This is a genomic window from Microcoleus sp. B3-D7, assembly GCF_036705305.1.
In the GTDB taxonomy this organism is placed as follows: domain Bacteria; phylum Cyanobacteriota; class Cyanobacteriia; order Cyanobacteriales; family Microcoleaceae; genus Microcoleus.
Genome location: NZ_JAUBUE010000022.1, coordinates 1 through 23,548 on the forward strand (window position 1 = coordinate 1; position 23,548 = coordinate 23,548).

Genomic DNA, 23,548 nt, shown 5'->3' on the forward strand with positions numbered 1-23,548 from the left:
TTTATACTTTTGAGGATTTCCCCGAACAATGGGCAGGGACTCAATATAACCTAGCCCTTGCCTACAGTCACAGAATCAACGGTTCGCGGGCTGATAATCTGGAGAGGACGATCGAGTTTTATGAGGCTGCTTTAACAGTCTATACTTTTGAGGATTTCCCCGAACAATGGGCAATGACTCAAAACAACCTAGCTGCTGTCTACAATAACAGAATCAACGGCTCGCGGGCGGATAATCTGGAGAGGGAGATCGAGTTTTATCAGGCTGCTTTAACAGTTCGTACCCTTGAGGATTTCCCCCAAGATTGGGCAAGGACTCAAAATAACTTAGCTAATGCCTACCTTAACAGAATCAACGGTTCGCGGGCTGATAATCTCGAAAGGGCGATCGAGTTTTATCAGGCTGCTTTAACAGTTCGTACCCTTGAGGATTTCCCCGAACAATGGGCAAGGACTCAATATAACCTAGCCCTTGCCTACAGTAAGAGAATCAACGGTTCGCGGGCTGATAATCTGGAAAGGGCGATCGAGTTTGATCAGGCTGCTTTAACTGTTTATACCCTTGAGGCTTTCCCCGAACAATGGGCAGGGACTCAAAATAACCTAGCCCTTGCCTACTTATACAGAATCAACGGTTCGCGGGCTGATAATCTCGAAAGGGCGATCGAGTTTGATCAAGCTGCTTTAACTGTTTATACCCTTGAGGATTTCCCTGAACAATGGGCAGGGACTCAAAATAACCTAGGGGAAGCGTACAGAAACAGAATCAACGGTTCGCGGGCTGATAATCTCGAAAGGGCGATCGAGTTTTATCAAGCTGCTTTAACTGTTCGTACCCTTGAGGATTTCCCCGAAGATTGGGCAGGGACTCAAAATAACCTAGCTATTGCCTACTTATACAGAATCAACGGTTCGCGGGCTGATAATCTGGAAAGGGCGATCGAGTTTTATCGGGCTGCTTTAACAATCAGAACTCGTGAGGCTTTCCCGCAAAATCATGCAGAAACTTTATATTGTTTAAGCGATCTTTACCGAAGCAACCAGCAATGGCAACTAGCCTATGATAATTACGCCCCAGCGATTGAAACAGTAGAAATTTTACGGGGTGAGGAATCTGGGGATGAAAACAAACAGAAATTAGCCGAAGCATGGCATCAACTTTACGTTGGCATGGTAGAAGTTTGCATCGAACTGAAACGCTACACCGAAGCTGTGGAATATGCGGAACGTTCCAAGGCGCAAAACTTAATCGAGTTGCTATCGGTAAAAGATTTGTATCCCCAAGGAGAAATCCCTCCAGAAGTGCGCCAAGAGTTGCAACAGTTAAGGCTGAGAATTGCTGAGGAAAATCAACGGTTAAAACAAGCTGAAGAGAAAAACTACGACACCATCAACCAACTTCGCCAAGATTTAGCAGCAAAATATCCCTATACACCTCTCAAATTTGGTGAGATTCAGCAGTTAGCAGGTGAAAAAACATCAATTGTTGAATGGTACATTTTGAATAATAGTTTTTGTGCTTTTACCCTCACCAAGAACAACTCCCAACCACAATTTTTCTCATTTACCGACGAGTCAGATTTAAAACGGTTAACTGATTGGATAAATGAATATTTAGGAGATTATTACAGCAACTGCCAACAATGGCAAAACAGCCTCGGAACCAAACTAGCAAACCTCGCGCACATTCTCCACATTGATGAAATACTCGCAGCCATTCCCGAAACTTGCGATAAACTAATCCTGATTCCCCACCGCCACCTGCATTTATTCCCGATTCACGCCCTCCCTGTCAGCGGGGAAATTTGGCAGCGCTTTCACCGCGACAACGAAAATTGCCCTCTAAATCCCTGTCTCGTTGACTGCTTCGACAATGGAGTTTCCTACGCCCCCAGTTGCCAAATTCTCCACCAAGTCCAAAAATACAAACGGGGTAAATTCGATAAATTCTTCGCCATTCAAAATCCCACAGATGACTTGATGGCTGCCGACATGGAAGTAGAAACCATCAAAAACATCTTCCCCAACCCAGAAATATTAGCCAGCCAAGATGCTAAAAAAGGCGCAAAATCAAAGGAAACACTAGAAATCGCCGAAAAAGTCGCCGACAGCCACCATCTGTTCTTTTCTTGTCACGGTTCCTTCAACCCCAACGAACCGCTACAATCTGGTTTGCAATTAGCCGACGGTACTCTCACCCTAGAAGAAATCATCCGCTATTTCAACCTCAGCGAATGCAGCCTCGTCACCCTTTCCGCCTGCGAAACCGGACAAGTCCAACTCGACAACACCGACGAATACATCAGCCTCACCAGCGGTTTCCTGTTGGCGGGCAGTCCCAGTTTATACGTTAGCCTGTGGTCAGTAAATGCATTTTCCACAGCAATTTTACTGATCAAAACCTACGAAAACCTCTACCACCAACCCGGTAAACTCGCCCTAGCATTAAATCAGGCCCAAATCTGGGTACGAGACACCGACATCCAAGGCTTCCTCGACTGGACAAACCAATGTCACCTGCTAGACGGTAATTGGCGGCAAATCTTACAAGACTGCTTGGAAGAAGAGAAAGAAACTCAAGGAGTTAGTGCTAAAATTTATCAAAACCCCTATCATTGGGCCGGCTTCTGTGCCGCTGGCAAAGGAGAGCAAAACATGGCTAATAGCACCAGCAAACTAGAAATTTTCCAGGAATTAATTAAAGAATCAGATTTATTTGTTAACCTGAGAGATGCCCTAGTTTCTCTCAAAGGTCAATTAACAGACAATGATGAAGAGAATATCAAAATTATTGAGAGTTGGTTGCAAGACAAACCAGAAATCAGGCGAAAATACAATACTAAGTTAATGAACGCGGGAGATAAATTAGGCAATAGAGCGCAATCACCTACCAAGCCGGGAAAAGAAAGCCAAATATTGAAGGAAATCATAGAAAATCTTATTGTCGCCCCAGAACAACCTCCCGAACCAAATAAAGATACGCCCTAGTTTCCATGAAAAACTTTAGTATCAGCCTTTGTTTTTTCCATCTAAATCAGACCTTGAATGAACCTCTCGATCGAGTTTCACCGCAAGCCGATTTAATTTGGGAAAATCTAATTAAACTCAGCGAAAAACTGCCTTTCACTGAACTAAAAGATTTGAAATCAAAATTAGCGTGTTATGAGTTCGATTCCGAATCAAATGTTTTCCAGCACAAAGGAGAATCATTAAATTTAATCAATCTCTGGCTGACCAAAGAACAACAGCCGATCGAACTTACTGCCATTAACCAAAATGGATTAGCGATCGGCGGGAAGCTGCAACCCTTTTTATTGAACGATACCTACGCTTTCGACTTAGCTTTATATCCCGAAAATCCCGATCGAGACATCGCACCAGAAGAACTCTATTTATTTGAACCCAGCAGCCTCTTTTTAGACGGTTCCGAAAACACCCTCGGTGAAACCATCTGGTTTTACGGAGAAACACCAGTACGTGATGCAGAATGTCAAGATGCAGCCGATACATTGGTGACAAATTTTCTGAAAAACACTAAATTTACAGCTAGATTAGTCGATGAAGGTAAAGGTAAATTACTGAATGTTCCATTATTTGAATATGAAATTAAACAAGAAAATCAGCCCAATAAACTCTATAAGATTTTAGTCTGGATTAATAATCAAGCCATCAATCCAGACTTTACCTCAGCTTATGACAATTTATTTGGCGCGCTATGGACTCGCCACAAAATAGAATATGTCTACCCACAAGGGCGAGAAAGTTATAAAAAAGCCCGAAAATTTTATAGCGAACTAGAAGCAAAAATTAAAGAATTCAAGCAAGATTTGCCTTTAGAAGAACTGCAAAAACTTCTGGAATCAATGCCAGAACTATCAATGCAGTATCAACGGCAACTGAGAAATCTGCAAGCGCATTATACCACAATTAAAACCAATCAGATAAACTATCAAAACTATTTGCAACAATTCTGGCGATCGGGCGATATTCCCAGTTGGCGAGAGTTTGGCGAAAATACCTGCAAGCGCTATCTCGACCAAATAGAAACCTACCTCAGTTATATCCAGCCGGGTAAAGACTTGATCGGCGAATTTATCAATACATTGCGGGGTTTGGTGGAAATAGAACAAGCCAAGTCCGATCGCCAACTGCAACAAACTTTACAGAAAAATGAGGAAAAAGAAAAAGAAAAAGATCGCAATTTACAAAACACGATTCAAGCAGTCGGTACCGGCATCGGTGTCGGAGTCGGCTTTGCCGGAATCTTAGCAGCCGGCTACCCCTTAATGGAAAAACCTTGGGATTTCCCTTCTCCCCAACATCCTCTGCTTCCCCCGCATCCCTTCATTATTGCCGTTGTACTTAGTTGTTTAGGCGGTGGAGGCTTGGGATGGTTGGCTTGGTTTTTCACTAAACGCCACCTCAACGCTAAATCATCAGATCAGCAGACAAGTTTACCTAGTCCCCAAAATCAACTTCCCTCTGGGGATGTGTAATCGCCCTCTGCTTTCTTTGTTAATTACATTTTCGCAGTCATATTCTCGCGACTTACTGATAAATCTGTTTACTCTTGGACAACATCCATCAACTCTTCAATCAAAACATCGAGGGTGCGAGCTATCTTTTGAATGGATGTGATATCAACCGTTGCTAGTCCTTCCGAACGAGCATAGTGCCTGACTGTGCTGTACGGAACCTCGGATCGCTCGGCAACATCCTTTAGCGTCCATCCTTTTTCGTCAGCCAACTCTCGGATTCCGAACCTAACTAACCCCATTCTACTTGACAAACGATAAGTATCTATGTTTTTAATTCAAACACAATTGTCGATCGACAGTTAAAGAGTATTTTGTATGGTGCGGATCAGTCAGAAGTTCGATCGCACTTAAAGATATCTGATGCCGACGCACCCTACGGTACTCGCCCACAATCAAAGAAACCGGGTTTTTCACCAAATCTTCGCCTGTAACCAAATATTCTCGCAAAAACCAGGTTTCTGGCTACCCACCCATCAAAAATAAAACAACTGCCAACAGCCAAAACCGTCAACAGTTGTTTTATATATTCTATGCGGATGGCGAGACTCGAACTCGCAAGGACATAATGCCACACGCACCTCAAGCGTGCGCGTATACCAATTCCGCCACATCCGCTCTTTCTGGCAATCTCCGGGATTTTTGCGTTACGAGTTAAAGATTCACAGGTTGAGGTTCCTGACATTTAACTTGTGACTTGCCCTTTTGCACCGCCGATTTACAATCATAGCACCACTACCAGCCAAATGTAAAATAAATTTTTGTGAACAATTTCTGCAAAACGATTATCCAGAACATACCGAAAGGCATTATTGTACAGAATATTGAGTGAATTAAGCAGCGAAGATGGGGTTCTCGAAAATTTTAATCGCTAATCGGGGAGAAATAGCTCTCCGCATACTGCGCACCTGCGAGGAAATGGGGATTGCCACGGTCGCCGTTCACTCCACCGTAGATAAACACGCCTTGCACGTCCAGTTGGCAGACGAAGCCGTTTGCATCGGCCCCCCCACCAGCAGCAAAAGCTATTTAAACATCCCCAACATCATCGCCGCCGCCCTGACGCGCAACGCCGCAGCCATTCACCCCGGTTACGGCTTCCTCGCCGAAAACGCCAGATTTGCGGAAATCTGCGCCGACCATCAAATTACCTTCATCGGCCCTTCTCCTGCGGCGATGCGGGCGATGGGTGACAAATCCACCGCCAAAGAAACCATGCAGCGGGTGAAAGTCCCCACTGTTCCCGGTAGCGAGGGATTGCTGGCGGACGATCGCGAAGCTTTGTCGATCGCCCGCGACATCGGCTATCCTGTGATGATCAAAGCCACCGCCGGCGGTGGAGGCCGCGGGATGAGGCTAGTTAGAGAAGCATCCGAACTCCCCAAACTATTCTCCGCAGCCCAAGGCGAAGCCGATGCAGCCTTCGGCAATCCCGGACTTTACCTCGAAAAATTCATCGAAAAACCCCGGCACATCGAAATCCAAATCCTCGCCGACAACTACGGTAACGTCATCCACCTCGGCGAGAGAGATTGTTCGATTCAGCGGCGACATCAGAAACTCCTCGAAGAAGCCCCCAGCCCTGCCCTCAGCCAGAAACTGCGAGATCAAATGGGTCACGCCGCCATTGCCGCAGCCAAATCCATCAACTACACGGGTGCCGGCACAGTCGAATTTCTGCTTGACAAATCGGGCAAGTTCTACTTCATGGAAATGAACACCCGCATCCAAGTAGAACATCCTGTCACCGAGATGATTACAGGCCTCGATTTGATAGCCGAACAAATCCGCATTGCCCAAGGAGAAAAGCTGCAAATCAAGCAAAACCAAGTAATTCTCAACGGCCACGCCATCGAGTGCCGCATCAATGCCGAAGATCCCGATCGCAATTTCCGACCCCATCCCGGCAGAATCAGCGGTTATTTGCCTCCCGGTGGCCCCGGCGTGCGGATGGACTCTCACGTTTACACCGATTACGAAATACCCGCTTACTACGATTCTTTAATCGGTAAAGTAATTGTATGGGGGCGCGATCGACCGACAGCCATCCGCAGGATGAAACGGGCTTTGCGGGAGTGCGCCATCACCGGCGTTCCTACCACCCTCAGCTTCCACCAAAAAATTCTCGATTCCCCCGAGTTTCTCAACGGCGAAGTTTACACGAATTTCGTCGAACAGTTCTTGAACCAAAACAGTCATTAGTCAGTAGTCAGTTGGCAGTTGGCAGTGGGTGGCAACTAATCCATGACCGATGCCCGATGCCCTGTTTGGCCGATGCCCGATGCCCGATGCCCGCCAACTGACTATTACATCATCATCGTCAGCAGCCCTTGCTGACCGAGAATCATTTCTCGCAGCAAGCTACAGATACCCACCCAAATAATCGGCGTAATGTCCACTCCGCCGATCGGCGGTACAATCTTTCTAGTTACGGCTAAAAAAGGTTCCGTCGGCCAAGCAATCAGACTCAACGGCAACTTGCTCAGGTTCACCTCGGGATACCAAGTCAAGACGATCCGAAAAATAAACAGCAAGGTCATCACAACTAGGACAGAGCCCAGAATCCAACTTGCAACGGTAATACCAGTCATGGGTCTTATCTCGAAATTTTAAGTTTTGTTAAGTCTGCCATTCATAATTTTAACCGTTTGACAGGTGCGATCGAAAGTATAAAATTAATAAAAATCAAATTGTTGTAACAAAGGCTTTGAATCTATGACTCCTTCTCTCGCGAACTTTTTGTACAGCCTGCTGGTGGGCGTGACAGTGGTAGTGATTCCAGCAACGATCGCCCTGATCTTCATCAGCCAAAAAGACAAAATCAAGCGCACCTAAAAAGTCAGCGGGTTTCTAAGTCCGGCGCTGTAAGTCAATTTTGGGCTACAAGTCGGGCATTTCCCCGATTCGAGAAACCTCGGCTGCCAGCAACTGTCAAGGCAAAACCTTCAGTTGACTGCCAAGCTGAGGTTTTTTCCCGTTAAACTCATTATTATACTCACTTCCCAAGCTGAAACCCTGACCGGACGCTGCCCCAGAAAGCACAGTCGGGCTGACAGACTTAATGATAGATGTAAAATCTAACTCGCTAACATAGGAAAGACATAGGAGATAGGCTAATGGTCAATTTAGGATTGAACTGGAGCAGCCTGTTAGGGATTATCCTAGCAGTAGCAGGGGCAGGACTGTATTTTCTGCGATCGTGGCGTCCCAAACTAGCCCGAGACCACGATATTTTTTTTGCAGCAGTCGGCCTGCTGTGCGGCGGTATTCTGTTATTTCAAGGATGGCGGCTTGACCCAATTCTGGCATTCGGTCAATTTCTGCTCAGCGGTACCGCCATATTTTTTGCAACAGAAAGCATCAAACTGCGAGGAGCGACCACAGCCCAAGCTAAAACTCGCGCCCAATACGTAGATGAAGAGCGACCGGTCAGCAACGCCTATGGTTACGACGGCTACGATGCCGAAATGGAACAGCTAGAACCAGAGGAAGACTATCCCCAGCGTCCACGGATTAGAGGTAGCCAAGACTACCGTTCCTCCCGGGAAGCCTACGACGACGAACCCCGCCGCCGCCCCTCGAATCGCAACGGCAGCGTTAACACCTCCAGGCCCGACTCGCCCGATCGATCCTCGCGCAAACGTCCCTCTCGCCCAGAAGCCCCGCCCACTCAAGAGTCTGACAATTGGGATGTTTCAGACAACCCCGAAGAAAGACCGACCCGCAGCCGCAGCAGTCGCCCCCCGGCTTCGGAAAACCGCAGTTCCGATACGCCGCCGAGAACCAAAAAACCCCGTCCTACGGAATCATCGAGGTCTCGCCCCAGCAACCGCGACGTGGAAGCACCGCCGTCAGATTACGTGGAGTATCGACCTGTAGAATACCCGGAAGACCAACCGGATAATTCCCCCAGTTTCGACAAATAGGCAAACACTAAGTAGATGGGTGAAACTAAACTTTTCTCGTGCCCGCAGGCAAAAAAATAAGTTGCGTTTATTGATGCCCATCTACTTATTCTCAGATATGAAAGTGATTAAAAAGACTCTAAATTTCGAGGGTGAAACCCCCAACCAACGGAGATATACACAAATAATATCAAATCCGTTAGCATCGGAATAGTAAATTCGAGTCAACAGTCAACAGTCAACATCATTGCGGTGTAACCGGAAATGATATAAAAGCTAATTTTTTTTAAAATTATTTTGACATACCGAACCTGTGGAACTAATCGACAGCATAATAATCTAAATATAAAATCCCCAATCTTAAATCAGCAAGATGCCATTACTCGAAATAGGAGATCCGGCTCCCTGGTTTTCCATTCCTTCTACAAATAACCCCTTATTTCATTTCCCGACTGTTGGCGGCCGGCGAGTCGTCCTGTTTTTCTTTGCCAGCGCAGCTTTTGAACAAATCCAAGTTATCCTCAAAAGCTTTCAAGAGCTCTCAGAAGAATTCCGAAGCTTGCAAGTACCGAGGTTCGGAGTCAGCGTTGACCCAGCAGACAAAGAACTAAACAGACCAACAACAATTGCTCCGTCATTCATCTTTTTCTGGGACTTAGATAAAAAAGTCAGTCAGCAGTACGCTGTTTTCCGAGATGTCGAAGAAAATGGAGTTGCCGGAGTTCACTATGCACCACAAACTTTTGTTCTCAACGAAAACCTTCAGGTAATTAATATTTTGCCCATGGGCGAACCGCACCAACACGCCCAACAAGTATTAGATTTTCTCAAAACTTTGCCCCCAATTGAGCAAGCCCGAGCAGCCACTCGCCACGCCCCGGTGTTGGTAATTCCTAACGTTTTGGACAAAGCATCTTGCCGCAGTTTAATCGATATGTACAAAAGTCACGGTGGCAGTCCTTCGGGCTTTATGAGGCAAATAGGCGGGAAAACAGTGGGTCTGCACGACGACACTTTTAAGAAGCGCCGAGATTTCTTTATTCAAGACGAGGATTTCCAGCGACAATTGAATGCGATTATTCTGCGCCGGGTGCGGCCGGAAGTAGAGAAAGCTTTTCAGTTTACAATTACCAGGTTTGAACGGTATTTGATAGGTTGTTACGATGCTGACAGCGGCGGTTATTTTCGGCCGCACCGCGACAACACTAGCAAAGCTACCCTGCACCGCAGGTTTGCGATGACGCTAAACTTGAATGTGGGAGAGTACACGGGGGGATTTTTACGGTTTCCAGAGTACGCGCCGCACGGTTATAAAGGCGATTCTGGCACGGCGATTATTTTTTCGTGTTCCTTGCTGCATGAAGCCACTACCGTGATTAGTGGTCAGCGCTTTGCTTTGCTGTCTTTTTTCTACGGCAATGAGGACGCTGCGGTACGAGAAGCTAATTTTAAGTATTTAGCTGCTGATTCAGATTCCCGAATTGGAGAACCGGCGTGAGGAAGGTCACTACCCTGGTGCAAGTCCTAAAATAATTACAGAAGGTAGTTAGCGGTTAGCCACAAAACCTAATTCCTAGCTACCGATCGCTAAATAATAATCGATCGCCATGAATTTCAAACTTCTAACTTTAGCAGTATCGGGAATTTTAACGGTTGGGGTTGCAACCAGCGCTACTGCGGTTGTTACGACATCCCCTGTGCGGCAATCAACAGATTTAACAGAATTTAACTCGGTGCATTCCCAGGGTGCGATCGCCCAAAATGTCGAAGAACAAACCAATATTCGAGTCTACGAAAAGGCTAGTCCGGCGGTTGTTACCGTCGATACAGATAAATCTAACGGCAGCGGCACAATTATCAGCCCCGACGGCATGGTGTTAACTAACGCCCACGTTGTTTCGGCAGGCGGTACCGTCAATATCATTTTGTCAGACGGCAGAAAACTTGTCGCCGATGTCATCGGATTCGGCGAAGAAGGTCTAGACTTAGCCGTGGTGAAGATTCGCGGTCAAAACAATTTGCCCACCATTCCTTTAGCCCGTCCCGGTTCGGTGAAAGTCGGGCAACAAGCATTTGCGATCGGCAATCCCTTCGGTCAATTTCAAGGTACTTTTACAGTCGGAATCGTCAGCCGCATCGACCAGCAGCGGGGCTTAATTCAAACCGACGCCGCCATCAATCCCGGCAATTCAGGAGGCCCTCTTCTCAACAGTTCAGGAGAATTAATCGGCGTCAATACTTCTATTTTTACTCGCGGTCGGGGCGGTGGCAGTATCGGTATCGGTTTTGCAATTTCAGCAGACAAAGTACCAGCTTTCCTGACAGCCGTGCGAGAAGGGCGAGCCCCCCGCGTGGCTCAAGCTCGATCGCCCTTTGGTGGCAACAAATCACCTCAAAAAGTTGCGTTAAACGGGCCCGCCGTTAGCGGCCTCCTCACCGACAAGTCTAGCGTTCTGCCCACCGACAACAGCTTTTTTGACCTCTACTCCTTTGAGGGAAAAGCGGGCCAGCAAATCACAATAGAAATGAAAAGTCAAGAAATTGACCCTTATTTAATTTTGCTCGGGCCCAACCAGCGCGAAATCGCGCAAGACGATGACGGGGCAGGCAGTAAAGACGCCAGAATTACAGTCAGGCTGCCAGCAGACGGGACTTACACGTTAGTGGCAAATTCATACCAAGCTAAGCAGTCAGGGGCTTATACGTTACAACTGAAAGCGAGTGCTCCTACCGCGCCTTCTCGGGCGATTTTGCAAGAAGAAGGCGCTTTAGTCGCAGGCGGCCCAGTATTGCCGTCTGACAACAGTCTGTATCGCGAGTATACTTTTGAAGGTCGATCGGGTCAGTCTGTAGCCATTTCCCTCGAAAGTACAGATTTCGATCCCTATGTCGCTATCTTTGACCCTAACGGCCGATTAGTGGCAGAAAATGACGATGAGAGCGATTCGACTAAAAATGCGTTTCTGACCGTTACTTTGCCCGCTACGGGTCGCTATCGCGTAATTGTTAATGCTTACGATGCTTCTGGCCGGGGTCGTTACACTCTAACTGTCCGGTGAAAATTGGGCATTGGGCATTGGGCATTGGGCATTGGGCATTGGTAGCACCTAACAAATAACTCATGACTACTGACTACTGACTACTGGCTACTGACTTCTTCCTTCCTTCTTCGTTGCAAACCGAGGTAATTCATGCGTCAAGTTAGATTTTGGGCGATCGCGCCAATTGCTCTGGTAGCTACTTTTTCTGGCAAGCCGGCTCTGTCCTTGTCACTTTCAAATTCAGGTGTTGCTAACAGCAGTTCCACCCTCATTTCCGCAGAATTTCCTCAAAATTTAACTGATGCGAAGCCTGCTGAAAAGGGTGTTTTAGCTCAAGCAAGTCCCAACCCGTCGCCATCACCACAAAGTTCGCCAACTCAGAGCCCCACTGTAGAACCTCCACCGAGTCCTGATGCGGGTTCATCTAAAGTCATTTTAGAGCAAAACGGAGAACTCAGCCCTGCTAAATCTTCTGTACTGCCCTCGGACAGCAGTTTGTACGACGAGTATACCTTTGAAGGCACTCAGGGTCAAAAAGTGATTATTACCGTAGAAAGTAGCGAATTTGATACTTATCTCGCTATTTTTAACTCCCAGGGCGAGCTACTTGGAGAAAATGATGATGCAACGCAGCAAAATTCCAATTCAGAGCTTACTGTTACCTTGTCTGCCAACGGTCGCTATCGCGTCATTGTCAATGCTTACGATCCGCCTCCAAAAGGTAGAGGCAAGTACAGTTTGACCGTCCGTGAAACAACTGGAAATTAGTTTGAACGAAACTTCGGAGTCAGGGCACGGCATTGCCGTGTCCCTATAATTTAAGGACGATCGCACTACAAGTAACTGCGATCGACCGAATTACTTCTACAACACGCTGCTTACTATACCGATGAACTAAATTTATTTATTTGTCTGTAACTATAAGCATCATAATCTTGTGCCTCTAAATTTCGGAACTGTAAACATTTGGCATTTAACTTAAGGGTTCCCAATTACAGATAGACTCTGGCTTGAGAGGGCAAGTTTTGGGAGCGATCGGATTTCCACTGAGATAGAGTTTTGTCAGGTTAGTCAAAGATTCTAGCGGTTTGATGTCGCTGATTTGATTGTTGTTGAGGGTGAGCGAAGTCAGTTTAGTCAAGGATTCTAGCGGTTTGATGTCGCTGATTTGATTGCCGTTGAGGTCGATCAAAGTCAGGTTAGTCAAGGACTGCAAGGGTTTGATGTCGTTAATTTGATTGTTATCGAGGTAGAGATAATTCAGGTTAGTCAAAGATTCTAGCGGTTTGATGTCACTAATTTGAGTGTTGGTGAGAGAGAGCCAAGCCAGGTTAGTCAAGGATTCTAGCGGTTTGATGTCGTTGAGTTGATTGTCGTCGAGGATGAGCGAAGTCAGGTTAGTCAAGGATTGCAATGGTTTGATGTCGCTGATTTGATTTTTATAGAGGTAGAGATAATTCAGGTTAGTCAAAGATTTTAGCGGTTTGATGTCGCTGATTTGATTGCCGTTGAGGTCGAGCCAAGTCAGGTTAGTCAAAGATTCTAGCGGTTTGATGTCGCTGATTTGATTGCCGTTGAGGTCGAGTTTCGTGAGAGTCGAAAGTCTCTGATTAGCGGCATCGCACTCAGTAGTCCCTGCTGTCTTCAACAGTACCTCAACAGTACGTTTAGCTTCAGGACTCAAAGAAGCTTTTTCATGACACCAATCAGTAAATGTTCGTCCACTGTTTCCCGGTTGCGTTTCTGCTGCTAACGCTCCAAGTCCATTTCCACATAATGTTAGACCGATCGCACTACAAGCAACTACTATCCACTTGTGTAAATTCATATGTTTTTATGCCACTATAAATGTTATAATATTGTACATTTAATTTGATTAACTGTATTTTAAATAACTCTTAAAAATCAAAAGGAAGCTGAAATATAGATAATTTTTCAGCTTCCTTTTTTAATTGATTTTGATTAATTTAACGCAGGCCCAGCCAGGTAAAAAAATCCTGACGGGTGAAGAATTCTAGCAGCAAAAGTCCCACGAACCCCACCATCGCAAATCTTCCGTTGATTTGTTCTGCATAGGCATTCCACCCAAAGGCTGGTTCTAGTTTTGGGGTATTTGGGGTTGTCGGTTTTGGGGATGGAGGAGTTTTAGCAGTCATTTAAAAGTTTTGAGTTTCGTGTTTTGAGTGATGGCTTTGGGGAAGCTTTGCGATCGCACAACTTGTAATTTACCAGGAAAATGACAGCCGATCACTAATCTGCTGACTTTTCTAAACTTTGAACCGATTCGATCAGATTTCGCACGGTTTCAGTACCTTCTGAAGGTTCAAAGAACAGTGGGAACTTGCCGCGAGCGATCATTCTCAAACCCAAGGGGCCCAGACTCAGCAAACCTTTAACGTCGCGGAAGTAGTTTCCTACTACTTCGATGCCAAATTTGCGCTCGTCTATCCAGCCGCCTTCTTTGACGAGATCGATTAAAACTTTGCGGTGGCGGATTGATCGACTGGCTTGGTCGTCTTTGCGATCGAGAATCTCTTGTTTAATCTTACCAATTTGATCCATCGGCGCAACTTCCATCGGACAAACCGAGTTGCAGTAGTAACAGCGGGTGCATCCCCAAACGCCTGCGGTGCCTTCGTTGTATTTTTCCAGTCGATTTTCGGTTTCGCTGTCGCGGGAGTCGGCGATCGTGCGGTAAGCTTTGGCGAGGGCGTGGGGGCCGACAAATTCCTGGTTGACTTCGCGGGCGTTGCACTCCGAATAGCAAGCGCCGCAGAGGATGCAGTTGCCGGTTTGGTCGAGTTTCGATCGCTCTTCTGGAGTTTGCAGAAATTCGCGTTCTGGAATTGCTCGCGAGGCTGTGCTCACATAGGGTTCAACTGCTTCTAGGTTGTCCCAAAAACTGGTCATGTCAACAACCAAATCTTTAATTACCGGCATATTTCCCATTGGGGCGACGGTGATTTCTGGGATGAAATCGGCCGGCTTTTCTGCTGAGCTGGAATCCGCTATTTTTTGCAGTCTTGCGAGTTCGCTGGCGACATTTTCTTTGCAAGCTAATGCCGCTCGACCGTTAATTCGCATAGAACAACTGCCGCAAATTGTATTGCGACAATTTTTGCGAAAAGCTAAAGTGCCGTCGTGTTCCCACTTAATACTGTTGAGGCAGTCGAGGATAGTATTGCTCTCTTCAACGTCTAGGGTGTAAGTGTGAACCCGGGGAGCCTCGTTTTGATTTTGGCGGACTACGTTAAAGCGGACTTTCATATTTTGAGTGAGGAATTTAGTTTCTATTTTAAGCTGAATTTTCGGGTTCTGTAAAAAGCTCTTATTTTTTTAAACCACTATCTAAAGTAAGAGATTTAAGCAGTTTTATTATTGTTTAATAAGAGGCAATAAGTCCAAAGTCATAAATTCTAAATTATAACTTTTTTTAGCGGATTTTTTGAGATGTTAAGTGGAGAGAACAGTAATTGATCGCTGCAGTTTGCGAGTCGGAGGTGCCTTATGTCCAGCTTGTTTGTATTAACTTTCATGTTTTCAACGCCGGCTTTTTGTCTGGGTCTGCTAAATCCTCAATGGGTGGGACAGGGAAATCGCAAGCGCTCGGCTGCCTTGTACGGCGGAGTGATGGCAGTTTCGTTCCTTTTGCTTGGAGTTACAGCACCTAAGCCGCCGCAACCAGTTTCCTCGGGGCTGCTGGCCTCAACTGAATGGCCAGAATTTAGGGTAAGCGCACCTTTGCGCTGAACGTAGCTGGGTATGCATCTCACTTTTCTGCCAGCATTACGAGAAATTTTACCAGGACTTACGCCCGGTTGGGGCGAGAAACGTAGTTTTTTAATAAAAATACTTGGTTCTACTCATTTACTGCAATTAAAAACCCCGGTTTATAGGCGTCGGAGTGCGCTCGCGAACTGTAGGAAAAAATCGTGGGTTTAGTAAGGAAAAATACACTCACCAACCGAGTTTCACCAGCGTCCGGTGTCTAGGGTTATATTTACGAAGTAAATCCTACGGATTTGTGAGTTGTCTGCTGATAAATAAGGAAGTTAACTTCTCAGGACTTACGCACAGAAATTAAAGAAATCGGGTTGTTTAAACAGATATCCTTCGTGCTTCACCTCGGATTTTGGGAAAAGAAACCCGGTTTCTGCGTCCTGGATTACTTCTCTTTTTTACTGTTAAAAGTTGCGATGTTTAATTTTTTCGTCTTAAGCTTTCTATTGTCGGTACCTGCCTTCTTTCTGGGTATTGTTAATCCGAAATGGGTGGGCGCACCAACCCGCAAGCGATCGATCGCGATGTACGGCGGGTTGATGGCGCCTTCGTTTGTACTTGTTGGCGTCACCGCACCCCCTCCGTCTCAGGAAGTTTCAGTGGCGCTTTCGGCCCCAAGCGATCCGTTAGTATCATCTCAAACCGCTAAGCCGTCACCGCTTTCGGCAGCGCCGACACTGAAGCCGGAGACTGTGAAAACGCCGACACCAACACCGAAACCTGCAATTTCTGCGAAGGTACCTGCACTTGCCAAACCAAGGCCCGATCGCAAATTGCCATCTTCAGTCAAATCTGTTGAGCGAACCGCAGAGATTGCTCTTGATGCACAGCAGCCAAAGGAAGATACCAAGAAAGTTATTTACGAGTCTTCTAAACCGAAGGTTAAAAGTGCCGATTTTCCGAGTTGCGTTAACTCGGATTGCAACTGTTCTGACTTTGCGACTCGGGCCGAAGCGCAGCGAGTTTTAGAAGCATATCCGGGCGATCCTTTTAAGCTAGATCGAGATCGAGACTCGATCGCTTGCGAAACGCTAGGTTAGATTTGCTCTGCCAACAGCCTCGGTTAATGATGAAGGCTTTTTTGGGTGATTGTACGAATTGAAGAACGCAAATCGATCGGCTAAAATTGTCTAATTGTTGAGCTTGCGGTGCGGGTGCAGCTATGACTTACAGCTTGAGAATTGTCGATTTGCCAACGAGTGAACGGCCACGGGAACGGTTGATGGCGGGTGGCCCGAAAAGTTTGGCGACTGCAGAATTGATTGCGATTCTCCTGGGTACTGGTCAGGGACCCGGCAAGCTTTCCGCCGTCGGGCTCGGACAGTATATTTTAAATCAGTTGAGTTTGCACCACCGTGATCCTTTGGCTGTGCTACGCACTATTAGCGTTCAGGAGTTGACGCAGATTCACGGGATTGGCCCTGCCAAGGCAACTTCGATTTTGGCTGCGGTGGAGTTAGGGAAGCGGGTGTTTCAGTCGCGGCCGCCGGAAATGGCTGTGGTTGACTCTCCGCAAGCGGCGGCGGATGCCCTGAGTCAGGATTTGATGTGGCAGTCTCAGGAACGTTTTGCTGTGGTGTTGCTGGATGTGAAAAATCGGCTGCTGGGTACTCAGGTAATTACGATCGGCACAGCAACGGAAACTTTGGCTCACCCACGGGATATTTTTCGCGAGGTGATCCGCCAGGGGGCGACGCGGGCGATTATCTCGCACAATCACCCATCGGGAATTGTGGAACCCAGCCCGGAGGATATTGCTTTGACGCGGCAGTTGCTGGCGGGAGCGCAGTTTTTGTCGATTCCGCTGCTGGATCACTTGATTTTGGGGAATGGCGATTTTCGGAGCTTGCGGCAGACGACGACGCTTTGGGACGAGTACCCGCAGGGTGATTGAACTCTTATACTTAACTAATTTCATTACTATCATTAGTTATTTGTATCTTTGGGCTCTCCGACGGCTGAATCACCCGTGACAGCAGGCAAATTTTCCGGCTGGAGTACCCCGCTAGAGCCTGTTTTGGCTGAATGTCGCTGCTGATACTTCGTTTCGATCACAACTCGGTTAATCTAGTATAGGTAGGCTGAAGAGGTCGCTAATCCGATTTTTTTTGAGCATACTAAACGTATACTGAACCAGCACCTAAATACCCACTTATTAAGAAATTATTAAATGGGATGTAAAATACACGGTGTGGTGATAGGAGGAGAACTGTGTTTCTGAGACTTGCAGAACAACACCGTAAATTCGTTCAAGATTTGGTAATGAACCTTCAAGCTTTAGCGATCGTGCTAGAGCATCGGGGTTATCTGGCATCCTGCTACACTTGCGGGGGTCAGATGAACAGTGCCTCATTTATGGTCAGTTTGACGGACAACCATCTGATTCGATTTTTAGTGTCAGATTACGGTATCACTTGGACTGAGATGCGGGACGACCGCGAACTGATGAAACTAGAAGGTGCAGAAGCGATTAATCAGTTACAAGAACTGGCAAATCTCGTAAAGTATCAAATCCAACCTTCGGAAGCTACTTTAGCGACGGCGCAGTGATTGTAGCGATTGCACGGTTCCGAGGAAGGCGACGCAAGAAAGTGGGTGCTTGTCTGCTAAAACCGAATCCCCAGCGAGTTAGTTGAGAGGGTTCATTTAGGTGCACAGCGATGGCTGCTCAACAGACAAGGGTGCTATCAGGGTGCCTTCAGACGGTTTAGCGCTCAGTCTATCGAAGTGAGCCTGGGCAGACGGCATACTTTATGCCAGAAGTCTCAAACTTGGAACCTCTAGTTTTTTTTTCAGGACTTGGTTCTCCCTTGAGAGCGATTAGCAAAATGTAGAAGTGGGAGTGTTCGTCGGCTGCGATGTTAATTTCTAACTTTGGCATTCAAAAGTCAAGGAATTGAAATTAACTTTGAGCAGGCAGGTACGATTTAACATCCAGAGTGAGAATGAGGCTGTGAAGATTGGGTGAAGCGCAGACCCAGGGCTATGGCATACGGGCGATTCAGCAGTCAAGTGCAAAGCCAGTAAGGCTTAATTCGAGCGATTCGTCTGTGCTTGGTTGAAAACATCTTCATTTGTCTAAAATTCCCTGTTTGTATAGTCGCGCATTCCATGAGACTGTTGGCGAATCAATACTTTGTTTCTTTGGGGGGTTTAATAATGAACCGCCAAGACGCCAACTACGCCAAAAAGGAAGAAGAAAGAGGAAGAAGGATAGAAAAATTAATTGCGGGCAATTATCCGGGCACGCTCTAAGAGGGGTGCGACGGGAGCAAATGTGAGGTGTCACCCTTCACGGATTCGCCAACAGCATCACGGCGCGGAGCTTAAATTGATACCAATGCCCTTGTGGTTGCCCCACCAAAGTGTTGCCAACCCCCTACACTCGTCCAAATTTCGGTTGCATCCGCAGTTGGGCCGACACCGGCAGATGCTCTGAACCAATTGGCGGTAAAACATTGGCTGATTTTGCCCCCCAGTGGTGAGAATACCAAACATAGTCAAGCCTCACCAGGGGAAAAGTTAATTTCCAGTTTAACTGTTTAACCAGTAAACTCAGATCCCACCCGTGCGGAAAAGTAAAGCCAAAACCCACTCCTGCTGTTCGGAAAGCATCTTGCATAACGGCTCTCAAATAATAGTAGTCTTGAGATTGGTCAGTCAGATTAAAGTCCCCGGCAGCAATAGTCGGCAGCGTTTCTTTCTGGAGTCGCCGCACTAAATCTTGAATTTGTGCCGGTCGGTCGCCGTACTCGTAAACTGGGATTTTGAGGAAAGGCAAAATTTTATGCTGGCGAAACCACGGTGGGGTGGTTGAAATGTTATAAAGAACTACATCTTGCTGGTTCATTGCGATAATAGCTCGTTCCTGTGGTTCGTTCCCACCGGCTAGCTTTAACTTTTGGAAAGAGCGAATGGGATATCTGCTGAGAATCACATGGTATCCGCGCCCCAGGTTGTGCGGGTATAATGCGGCCAACTTAGAGAATACTTCTTTGGCGTAATCCTCCTTAATTTCTTGCAAACAAATGAGGTCTGGTTTTTCTTCTTCAATTAGGTTGACCAAAGCTTGTGGGGATTTGTGATGCCAGCCGAGGTTGAGAGAAAAAATCTTGAGGGTTGGCTGGGAATCACTGATGTTCGTCTGCTGGGGAGAAAAGTAGGTGACGTGTAGCCAACCCAGCAAACAGATGCCAGCGACAGAGGAAACAATCGCGAACCAGCGTTTCTTTATGATAAAAAACCCTAGAATTGGCAGCAGGAAGATTGGCAAGAAAATCCAAGGAACAAAATCCCCCATCAAGGCAATCGGCCACAGCCTGTCCCAAAAGATCAGTCTCAGAATCAGATAGCTGACAATCAGTGCGGAGTAAGCGTAGGCGAGCAGTTGAGCAATTCGCTGCAAAAATCGGTAAGGCTTAATCATAGCGCCGTCTGCAATAGCATCCTCTTACGGGTGTGGGGACAAAAAACTGGATACTGCTCAGCTCTAATTAACTGAAATGGCCGCTCCCCTGCTGAGGCTAGGGAATACACTTCTCCTGTGTCCGGCTCTTTTATTTTATACAGACTTCTGGCTGGAAACAGTGATGGAAAATCGCGATCGATAATATTGCTATTTAGCGTAAGTTGTTGGTTAAATCAAAATTAGCGATCGCGAAGTTAGGAATCTCAAGCAAATGATAAATCTCAGCGAACTACTAGAACCCATCGCCAGTCAATTTCGCAGTCTGGGAATTCCCGAACCAATTACCCATTGGGGACACCCTGTAATGATGGGGATAGTGGTGGTGGCGATGGGCAGTTTTGTCGGGTATACGGGATGGCAGGGACGTTTGGCCGCCGATAAAGATGTCGCACTCAAAAGTCGCTCGGATCACCGCAAGCTTGCACCGTGGATGTTTCTGTTTCTAGCTTTGGGCTATACAGGCGGCTTGCTGTCGCTGGTGATGCAGCACCAGCCTGTCATGGAAAGTCCGCATTTTTGGACGGGTTCGGCAGTGCTGGTTTTACTGGCTGTTGGCAGCTTGATTTCGCTAACGGGTTTTGGGGGCAATAAGCTGGCACTGCGCGCGGTTCACGCTTATTTAGGCACGACAGCCCTTGCACTTATGGTGCTGCACGCGGCTTTCGGTTTAAAATTGGGGCTGTCTATTTAGAAGAGGAAGAGGAAGGGGAAGGGGAAGGGAAAGAATGTAAGGAAAGAAATTTTGCCCTAACTTACGCACGGGTAGCCAGAAACTGGGTTTTTTATCTAAATACACAGCGTTTAGCTTTTTATCTATGTTTAAAAACCCGGTTTTTTTGGTAAGGAGTGCATACGTCCCGCATAGGCTTCCCTGAAATATTCCCCCTCTAAATTACTAATTAATGAATCAAGTAACGGGTGCCATTTTCTGTCTTGCCTACATTTTGGGATTGATTTCTACAGCGGTTCCTTGGGGGAGATACGGGATACTTGCTTTGGGAATAGCGGTGGCGATCGCCATGCCGAAATTGTTGCGAAAATTTACTCTAAATTCTGTAAAAGTTACTAAGAAAAGACGCAGCCGACAAAAAGAAAATTCTCTGGAAGAGGCCTTAGATACGAGGGAAGAGTTGAATTTTTTGGAAAGGCTGCCGAGAGCGAAATGGGTGTGGGCAGTGGCGGGCTTGGTGGCATTTCTAGCTAGCATTTATTTCGCAGTTCGATCGCCCCAACCGGCAGTAGATGACATCAGCAAACTGATCCCGGCTGGCGGGAACACTCAGGAAGTGGCAGTGACAGTTCGCGGTAGAGTTGTCAGTACGCCTCGATTGACTCGATCGGGTCGATCGCAATTTTGGCTAGAAACAGATTTAGTTAGCGAAATCAACGGCGGCGAGGGAGGAGCAGTTGTAAACCGCCCAGTATCCGGCAAACTCTACGTTACAGTTCCCCTGCTGCAAGCTACGGGTTTGTACGCCGACAATACGATCGCAGTTGTGGGTTCCTTGTACAAACCGCAGCCGCCGTCGAATCCAGGGGCTTTTGATTTTCAAGCATATTTAGCCAGAGAAGGGGCTTTTGTCGGACTCAAAGGTCGTCAAATTGACTGGACGAGAGAAAAGGCGATTGCGGATGTAAATCGAGTTAACAGCCAAACGGCTGCTTTCTTGGAGCCCAGCGGGATGCAGCCATCGAAAATTCAAGCGATGCGGCAGCGGATCGTGCGATCGCAACTATCGCAGTTGAATGTTCCCGAAGGGCCCTTAATCAGTGCGATCGCCCTCGGCAAACAAGCAGTAGATTTACCTTACAATATCCGCGACTATTTTGTGCAGGCTGGATTGGCCCACGCGATCGCAGCTTCCGGCACTCAAGTTTCGATGGTTTTGGCTTTAGTTCTAGGTTTAACCAGACGTTTTTCCAAACAATTACAATTTAGTTTTGGCGTCGGTGCTTTATTTTTGCTCGTGGGCTTAACTGGCTTTGAAGCTTCAGTATGCCGCGCTGCTTTGATGGGATTTGGAACATTATTTGCTTTGGTGCTGAGCCGCCAAGTTAAGCCGCTGGGATTGCTGTTAATCGCTGCTACTATTTTACTGCTGGTTAACCCTTTGTGGATTTGGGATTTAGGTTTTCAACTGAGTTTTTTGGCGACTTTGGGGTTAATCGTGACAACGCCTCCGCTGATGGCAAAGTTGGACTGGATGCCTCCCGCGATCGCTTCGATTGTTGTGGTTCCGATCGCCGCTTCAGTTTGGGTGCTGCCGCTGTTACTTTATGTTTTTAGTGTGGTATCACCTTACAGCATTTTAGTTAATATTATTGCGGCTCCTTTGCTGTGGATTTTGAGTATTGGGGGGATGGTTAGCGCTTTAGCTGGATTGATTTTTCCGCCCGCTGGCAGTATTTTAGCGCAACTGCTGGATTATCCGGCAAAGGGGTTAATTGCGATCGCCGAATATTTCTCGCAATTACCGGGTAATTCGGTAGCTGTCGGTCAAGTATCGGTGTTTCAGCTAATAGCGCTTTACAGTTTAATTTGCTGGGTTTGGATCGGGGGAAGTTCGGCAACGAGCAATGTAGGGGATGTAACGGATAGAAAAAGGAAGGAAGAAAAAAGACGGAAGCCGGAAGCAGTCAGAGGGAAAAACCAGGAAAAAGGGAAAGGGAAGAAGGGGAAAAGCAGAGTTATTGCGCTGCCGATTTTTTCTGCGGCTTGGATTTTACCGCTGGCGCTGGTGGCGGGAATAAGTATCATAGTTTTGCCAGCTTGGCACGTTCAAGCATCTTTATTTCAAGTTACTTTGCTGGCGACATCTGGCGAACCTGTTTTAGTAATTCAAGATAGGGGAAAAGTGGCGCTAATTAATAGCGGTGATGAAAATACCGTAAGGTTTACAGTGTTGCCTTTTTTGCAGCAGCAAGGAGTTAATTCTGTGAATTTTGCGATCGCCACTCACGGTCATTTAGGTTTGAGCACTGGTTGGGGAAAATTACTAGAAGGCTTGCCAATTAAAACATTTTATGATAACAAGGATCCGAAACAAATTCACCGTGGCAACAATCAGGAATTTATGACGGCTGTGCAATCTCGCCAAGGCGTTTACTTTCCTTTAGAAACTAACAGTACAGTTGATCTGGGTTCGACGCGGTTGCAGTTGGTGAATGCGGAGATTCCGGTGGTAGAATTCCTGGTGGGAAATCGAACTTGGTTGCTCGTCGGTGAAATGACACCGGAGGCGCAAAAACAATTGGTCGCAACGGGAACCTTGAAGCCGGCTCAAGTGCTGTGGTGGTCGGGAAAAGCCCTGACGGCTGAGTTATTGGGCGCAGTTGGGCCGCAAGTGGCGATCGCATCTGCTGACGAAATCGACCCAGAAACTGCAGCCCAACTGCGCCAAAGCAAAACTCAGATATTCTGGACAGGGCGCGACGGAGCCCTCCAGTGGACTCCAGCAGGGGGATTTAAGACCACTTTGGAATCTGAAGAAAATCAAACTTCTTTTTTATAAAGATTTACAATCTGGCGCACTGTGCGGTAAAATAGTTTTAGCTCACATCTCAAATCAATTGGAGAGGTGGCAGAGCGGTTGAATGCGGTAGACTCGAAATCTACTTTAGGGGTAACTCTAACGTGGGTTCAAATCCCACCCTCTCCGTACATCTCAGCGTCAAGCGTCAAGCGCGCACCTTATTAACCTAGGGTGCGCGCGCCTTGTCATATTATGAAGTTTAACTCCACAATCTCAGTAGCATGATAGCTGCTTTCATTTCGGTAAGGTAGAGGCTTAAAATCTCAAGGAAACTCTTAACTCAAAAC

At 46.8% G+C, this 23,548-nt stretch carries 21 protein-coding genes and 2 tRNA genes; 15 read left to right on the top strand and 8 right to left on the bottom strand.

Translation table 11 applies throughout. The features are described from left to right. Positions 1 to 2,987, top strand: a 2,987-nt coding sequence (locus QUB25_RS16115) for a CHAT domain-containing tetratricopeptide repeat protein (RefSeq protein WP_333184136.1), incomplete at its 5' end; no start/stop codon positions are given. Positions 2,988 to 3,040: 53 nt separating this feature from the next. After that, on the top strand, positions 3,041 to 4,495 hold the full coding sequence (locus QUB25_RS16120) for a hypothetical protein (protein ID WP_333184138.1): 1,455 nt from the start codon (positions 3,041 to 3,043) through the stop codon (positions 4,493 to 4,495). A 68-nt stretch (positions 4,496 to 4,563) separates the two neighbouring features. Here QUB25_RS16120 and QUB25_RS16125 read toward each other — a convergent pair whose 3' ends face one another. From QUB25_RS16125 to QUB25_RS16135, 3 genes are all read right to left on the bottom strand, one after another. Beyond that, the gene (locus QUB25_RS16125) at positions 4,564 to 4,776 is read right to left on the bottom strand and encodes a helix-turn-helix transcriptional regulator (RefSeq protein WP_333184139.1); all 213 of its coding nucleotides are present in this window, start codon (positions 4,774 to 4,776) and stop codon (positions 4,564 to 4,566) included. Between the two features lie 31 nt (positions 4,777 to 4,807). Further along, positions 4,808 to 4,984: a hypothetical protein gene (locus tag QUB25_RS16130; protein WP_333184142.1), complete on the bottom strand. Its 177-nt coding sequence runs from the start codon at positions 4,982 to 4,984 to the stop codon at positions 4,808 to 4,810. Between the two features lie 84 nt (positions 4,985 to 5,068). Continuing rightward, positions 5,069 to 5,152, bottom strand: a tRNA-Leu gene (locus tag QUB25_RS16135). 228 nt (positions 5,153 to 5,380) lie between these two features. Between QUB25_RS16135 and accC the strand changes: the two genes are divergently transcribed. Then, positions 5,381 to 6,736 (top strand): acetyl-CoA carboxylase biotin carboxylase subunit, encoded by a 1,356-nt coding sequence (accC, locus tag QUB25_RS16140; RefSeq protein WP_333184145.1) that lies wholly within the window; start codon positions 5,381 to 5,383, stop codon positions 6,734 to 6,736. A 104-nt stretch (positions 6,737 to 6,840) separates the two neighbouring features. Here the strand turns inward: accC and QUB25_RS16145 are convergent, their stop codons facing one another. Continuing rightward, positions 6,841 to 7,125 carry a YggT family protein gene (locus QUB25_RS16145; protein ID WP_006634856.1) on the bottom strand — a complete coding sequence of 95 codons (285 nt, stop codon included), beginning with the start codon at positions 7,123 to 7,125 and terminating at the stop codon, positions 6,841 to 6,843. Between the two features lie 124 nt (positions 7,126 to 7,249). Between QUB25_RS16145 and psbX the strand changes: the two genes are divergently transcribed. From psbX to QUB25_RS16170, 5 genes are all read left to right on the top strand, one after another. Further along, positions 7,250 to 7,369, top strand: a complete 120-nt coding sequence (gene psbX / locus QUB25_RS16150) for a photosystem II reaction center X protein (RefSeq protein WP_333041933.1) — start codon at positions 7,250 to 7,252, stop codon at positions 7,367 to 7,369. Between the two features lie 281 nt (positions 7,370 to 7,650). Continuing rightward, positions 7,651 to 8,460: a Ycf66 family protein gene (locus tag QUB25_RS16155; protein WP_333184148.1), complete on the top strand. Its 810-nt coding sequence runs from the start codon at positions 7,651 to 7,653 to the stop codon at positions 8,458 to 8,460. A gap of 352 nt (positions 8,461 to 8,812) precedes the next feature. Continuing rightward, on the top strand, positions 8,813 to 9,937 hold the full coding sequence (locus tag QUB25_RS16160; protein ID WP_333184150.1) for a redoxin domain-containing protein: 1,125 nt from the start codon (positions 8,813 to 8,815) through the stop codon (positions 9,935 to 9,937). A 109-nt stretch (positions 9,938 to 10,046) separates the two neighbouring features. Beyond that, positions 10,047 to 11,498 (top strand): DVUA0089 family protein, encoded by a 1,452-nt coding sequence (locus QUB25_RS16165; RefSeq protein WP_333184152.1) that lies wholly within the window; start codon positions 10,047 to 10,049, stop codon positions 11,496 to 11,498. Positions 11,499 to 11,630: 132 nt separating this feature from the next. Continuing rightward, complete coding sequence (locus QUB25_RS16170; RefSeq protein ID WP_333184154.1) at positions 11,631 to 12,248, top strand: pre-peptidase C-terminal domain-containing protein; 618 nt, start codon at positions 11,631 to 11,633, stop codon at positions 12,246 to 12,248. Between the two features lie 205 nt (positions 12,249 to 12,453). Here the strand turns inward: QUB25_RS16170 and QUB25_RS16175 are convergent, their stop codons facing one another. From QUB25_RS16175 to QUB25_RS16185, 3 genes are all read right to left on the bottom strand, one after another. Then, positions 12,454 to 13,308 carry a leucine-rich repeat domain-containing protein gene (locus tag QUB25_RS16175; protein ID WP_333184156.1) on the bottom strand — a complete coding sequence of 285 codons (855 nt, stop codon included), beginning with the start codon at positions 13,306 to 13,308 and terminating at the stop codon, positions 12,454 to 12,456. Between the two features lie 139 nt (positions 13,309 to 13,447). Beyond that, the gene (locus QUB25_RS16180; protein WP_333062505.1) at positions 13,448 to 13,636 is read right to left on the bottom strand and encodes a chlorophyll a/b-binding protein; all 189 of its coding nucleotides are present in this window, start codon (positions 13,634 to 13,636) and stop codon (positions 13,448 to 13,450) included. A gap of 94 nt (positions 13,637 to 13,730) precedes the next feature. Beyond that, positions 13,731 to 14,747: a succinate dehydrogenase/fumarate reductase iron-sulfur subunit gene (locus tag QUB25_RS16185; protein WP_333184158.1), complete on the bottom strand. Its 1,017-nt coding sequence runs from the start codon at positions 14,745 to 14,747 to the stop codon at positions 13,731 to 13,733. 240 nt (positions 14,748 to 14,987) lie between these two features. Here QUB25_RS16185 and QUB25_RS16190 point away from each other — a divergent pair, with 240 nt between their 5' ends. The 4 genes from QUB25_RS16190 (at position 14,988) to QUB25_RS16205 (ending at position 17,810) form a co-directional block, all read left to right on the top strand. Then, positions 14,988 to 15,230 carry a hypothetical protein gene (locus QUB25_RS16190; protein ID WP_333041917.1) on the top strand — a complete coding sequence of 81 codons (243 nt, stop codon included), beginning with the start codon at positions 14,988 to 14,990 and terminating at the stop codon, positions 15,228 to 15,230. A 446-nt stretch (positions 15,231 to 15,676) separates the two neighbouring features. Further along, entirely contained in the window at positions 15,677 to 16,300 is a 624-nt protein-coding gene (locus QUB25_RS16195; protein ID WP_333184161.1) for an excalibur calcium-binding domain-containing protein, read from the top strand. Positions 16,301 to 16,422: 122 nt separating this feature from the next. Then, positions 16,423 to 17,154: a RadC family protein gene (gene radC / locus QUB25_RS16200; protein ID WP_190736147.1), complete on the top strand. Its 732-nt coding sequence runs from the start codon at positions 16,423 to 16,425 to the stop codon at positions 17,152 to 17,154. A gap of 317 nt (positions 17,155 to 17,471) precedes the next feature. Next, entirely contained in the window at positions 17,472 to 17,810 is a 339-nt protein-coding gene (locus QUB25_RS16205; protein ID WP_015176985.1) for a DUF1815 family protein, read from the top strand. Positions 17,811 to 18,639: 829 nt separating this feature from the next. Here QUB25_RS16205 and QUB25_RS16210 read toward each other — a convergent pair. Beyond that, on the bottom strand, positions 18,640 to 19,686 hold the full coding sequence (locus QUB25_RS16210) for an endonuclease/exonuclease/phosphatase family protein (protein WP_333184162.1): 1,047 nt from the start codon (positions 19,684 to 19,686) through the stop codon (positions 18,640 to 18,642). A gap of 253 nt (positions 19,687 to 19,939) precedes the next feature. Between QUB25_RS16210 and QUB25_RS16215 the strand changes: the two genes are divergently transcribed. The 3 genes from QUB25_RS16215 (at position 19,940) to QUB25_RS16225 (ending at position 23,387) form a co-directional block, all read left to right on the top strand. Further along, a complete protein-coding gene (locus QUB25_RS16215; protein ID WP_333041247.1) occupies positions 19,940 to 20,419 on the top strand; it encodes a DUF4079 domain-containing protein in 480 nt (159 codons plus the stop codon). A gap of 211 nt (positions 20,420 to 20,630) precedes the next feature. Then, entirely contained in the window at positions 20,631 to 23,240 is a 2,610-nt protein-coding gene (locus QUB25_RS16220; RefSeq protein ID WP_333184166.1) for a ComEC/Rec2 family competence protein, read from the top strand. Between the two features lie 60 nt (positions 23,241 to 23,300). After that, positions 23,301 to 23,387 (top strand) — tRNA-Ser (locus QUB25_RS16225). Positions 23,388 to 23,548: the final 161 nt, after the last annotated feature.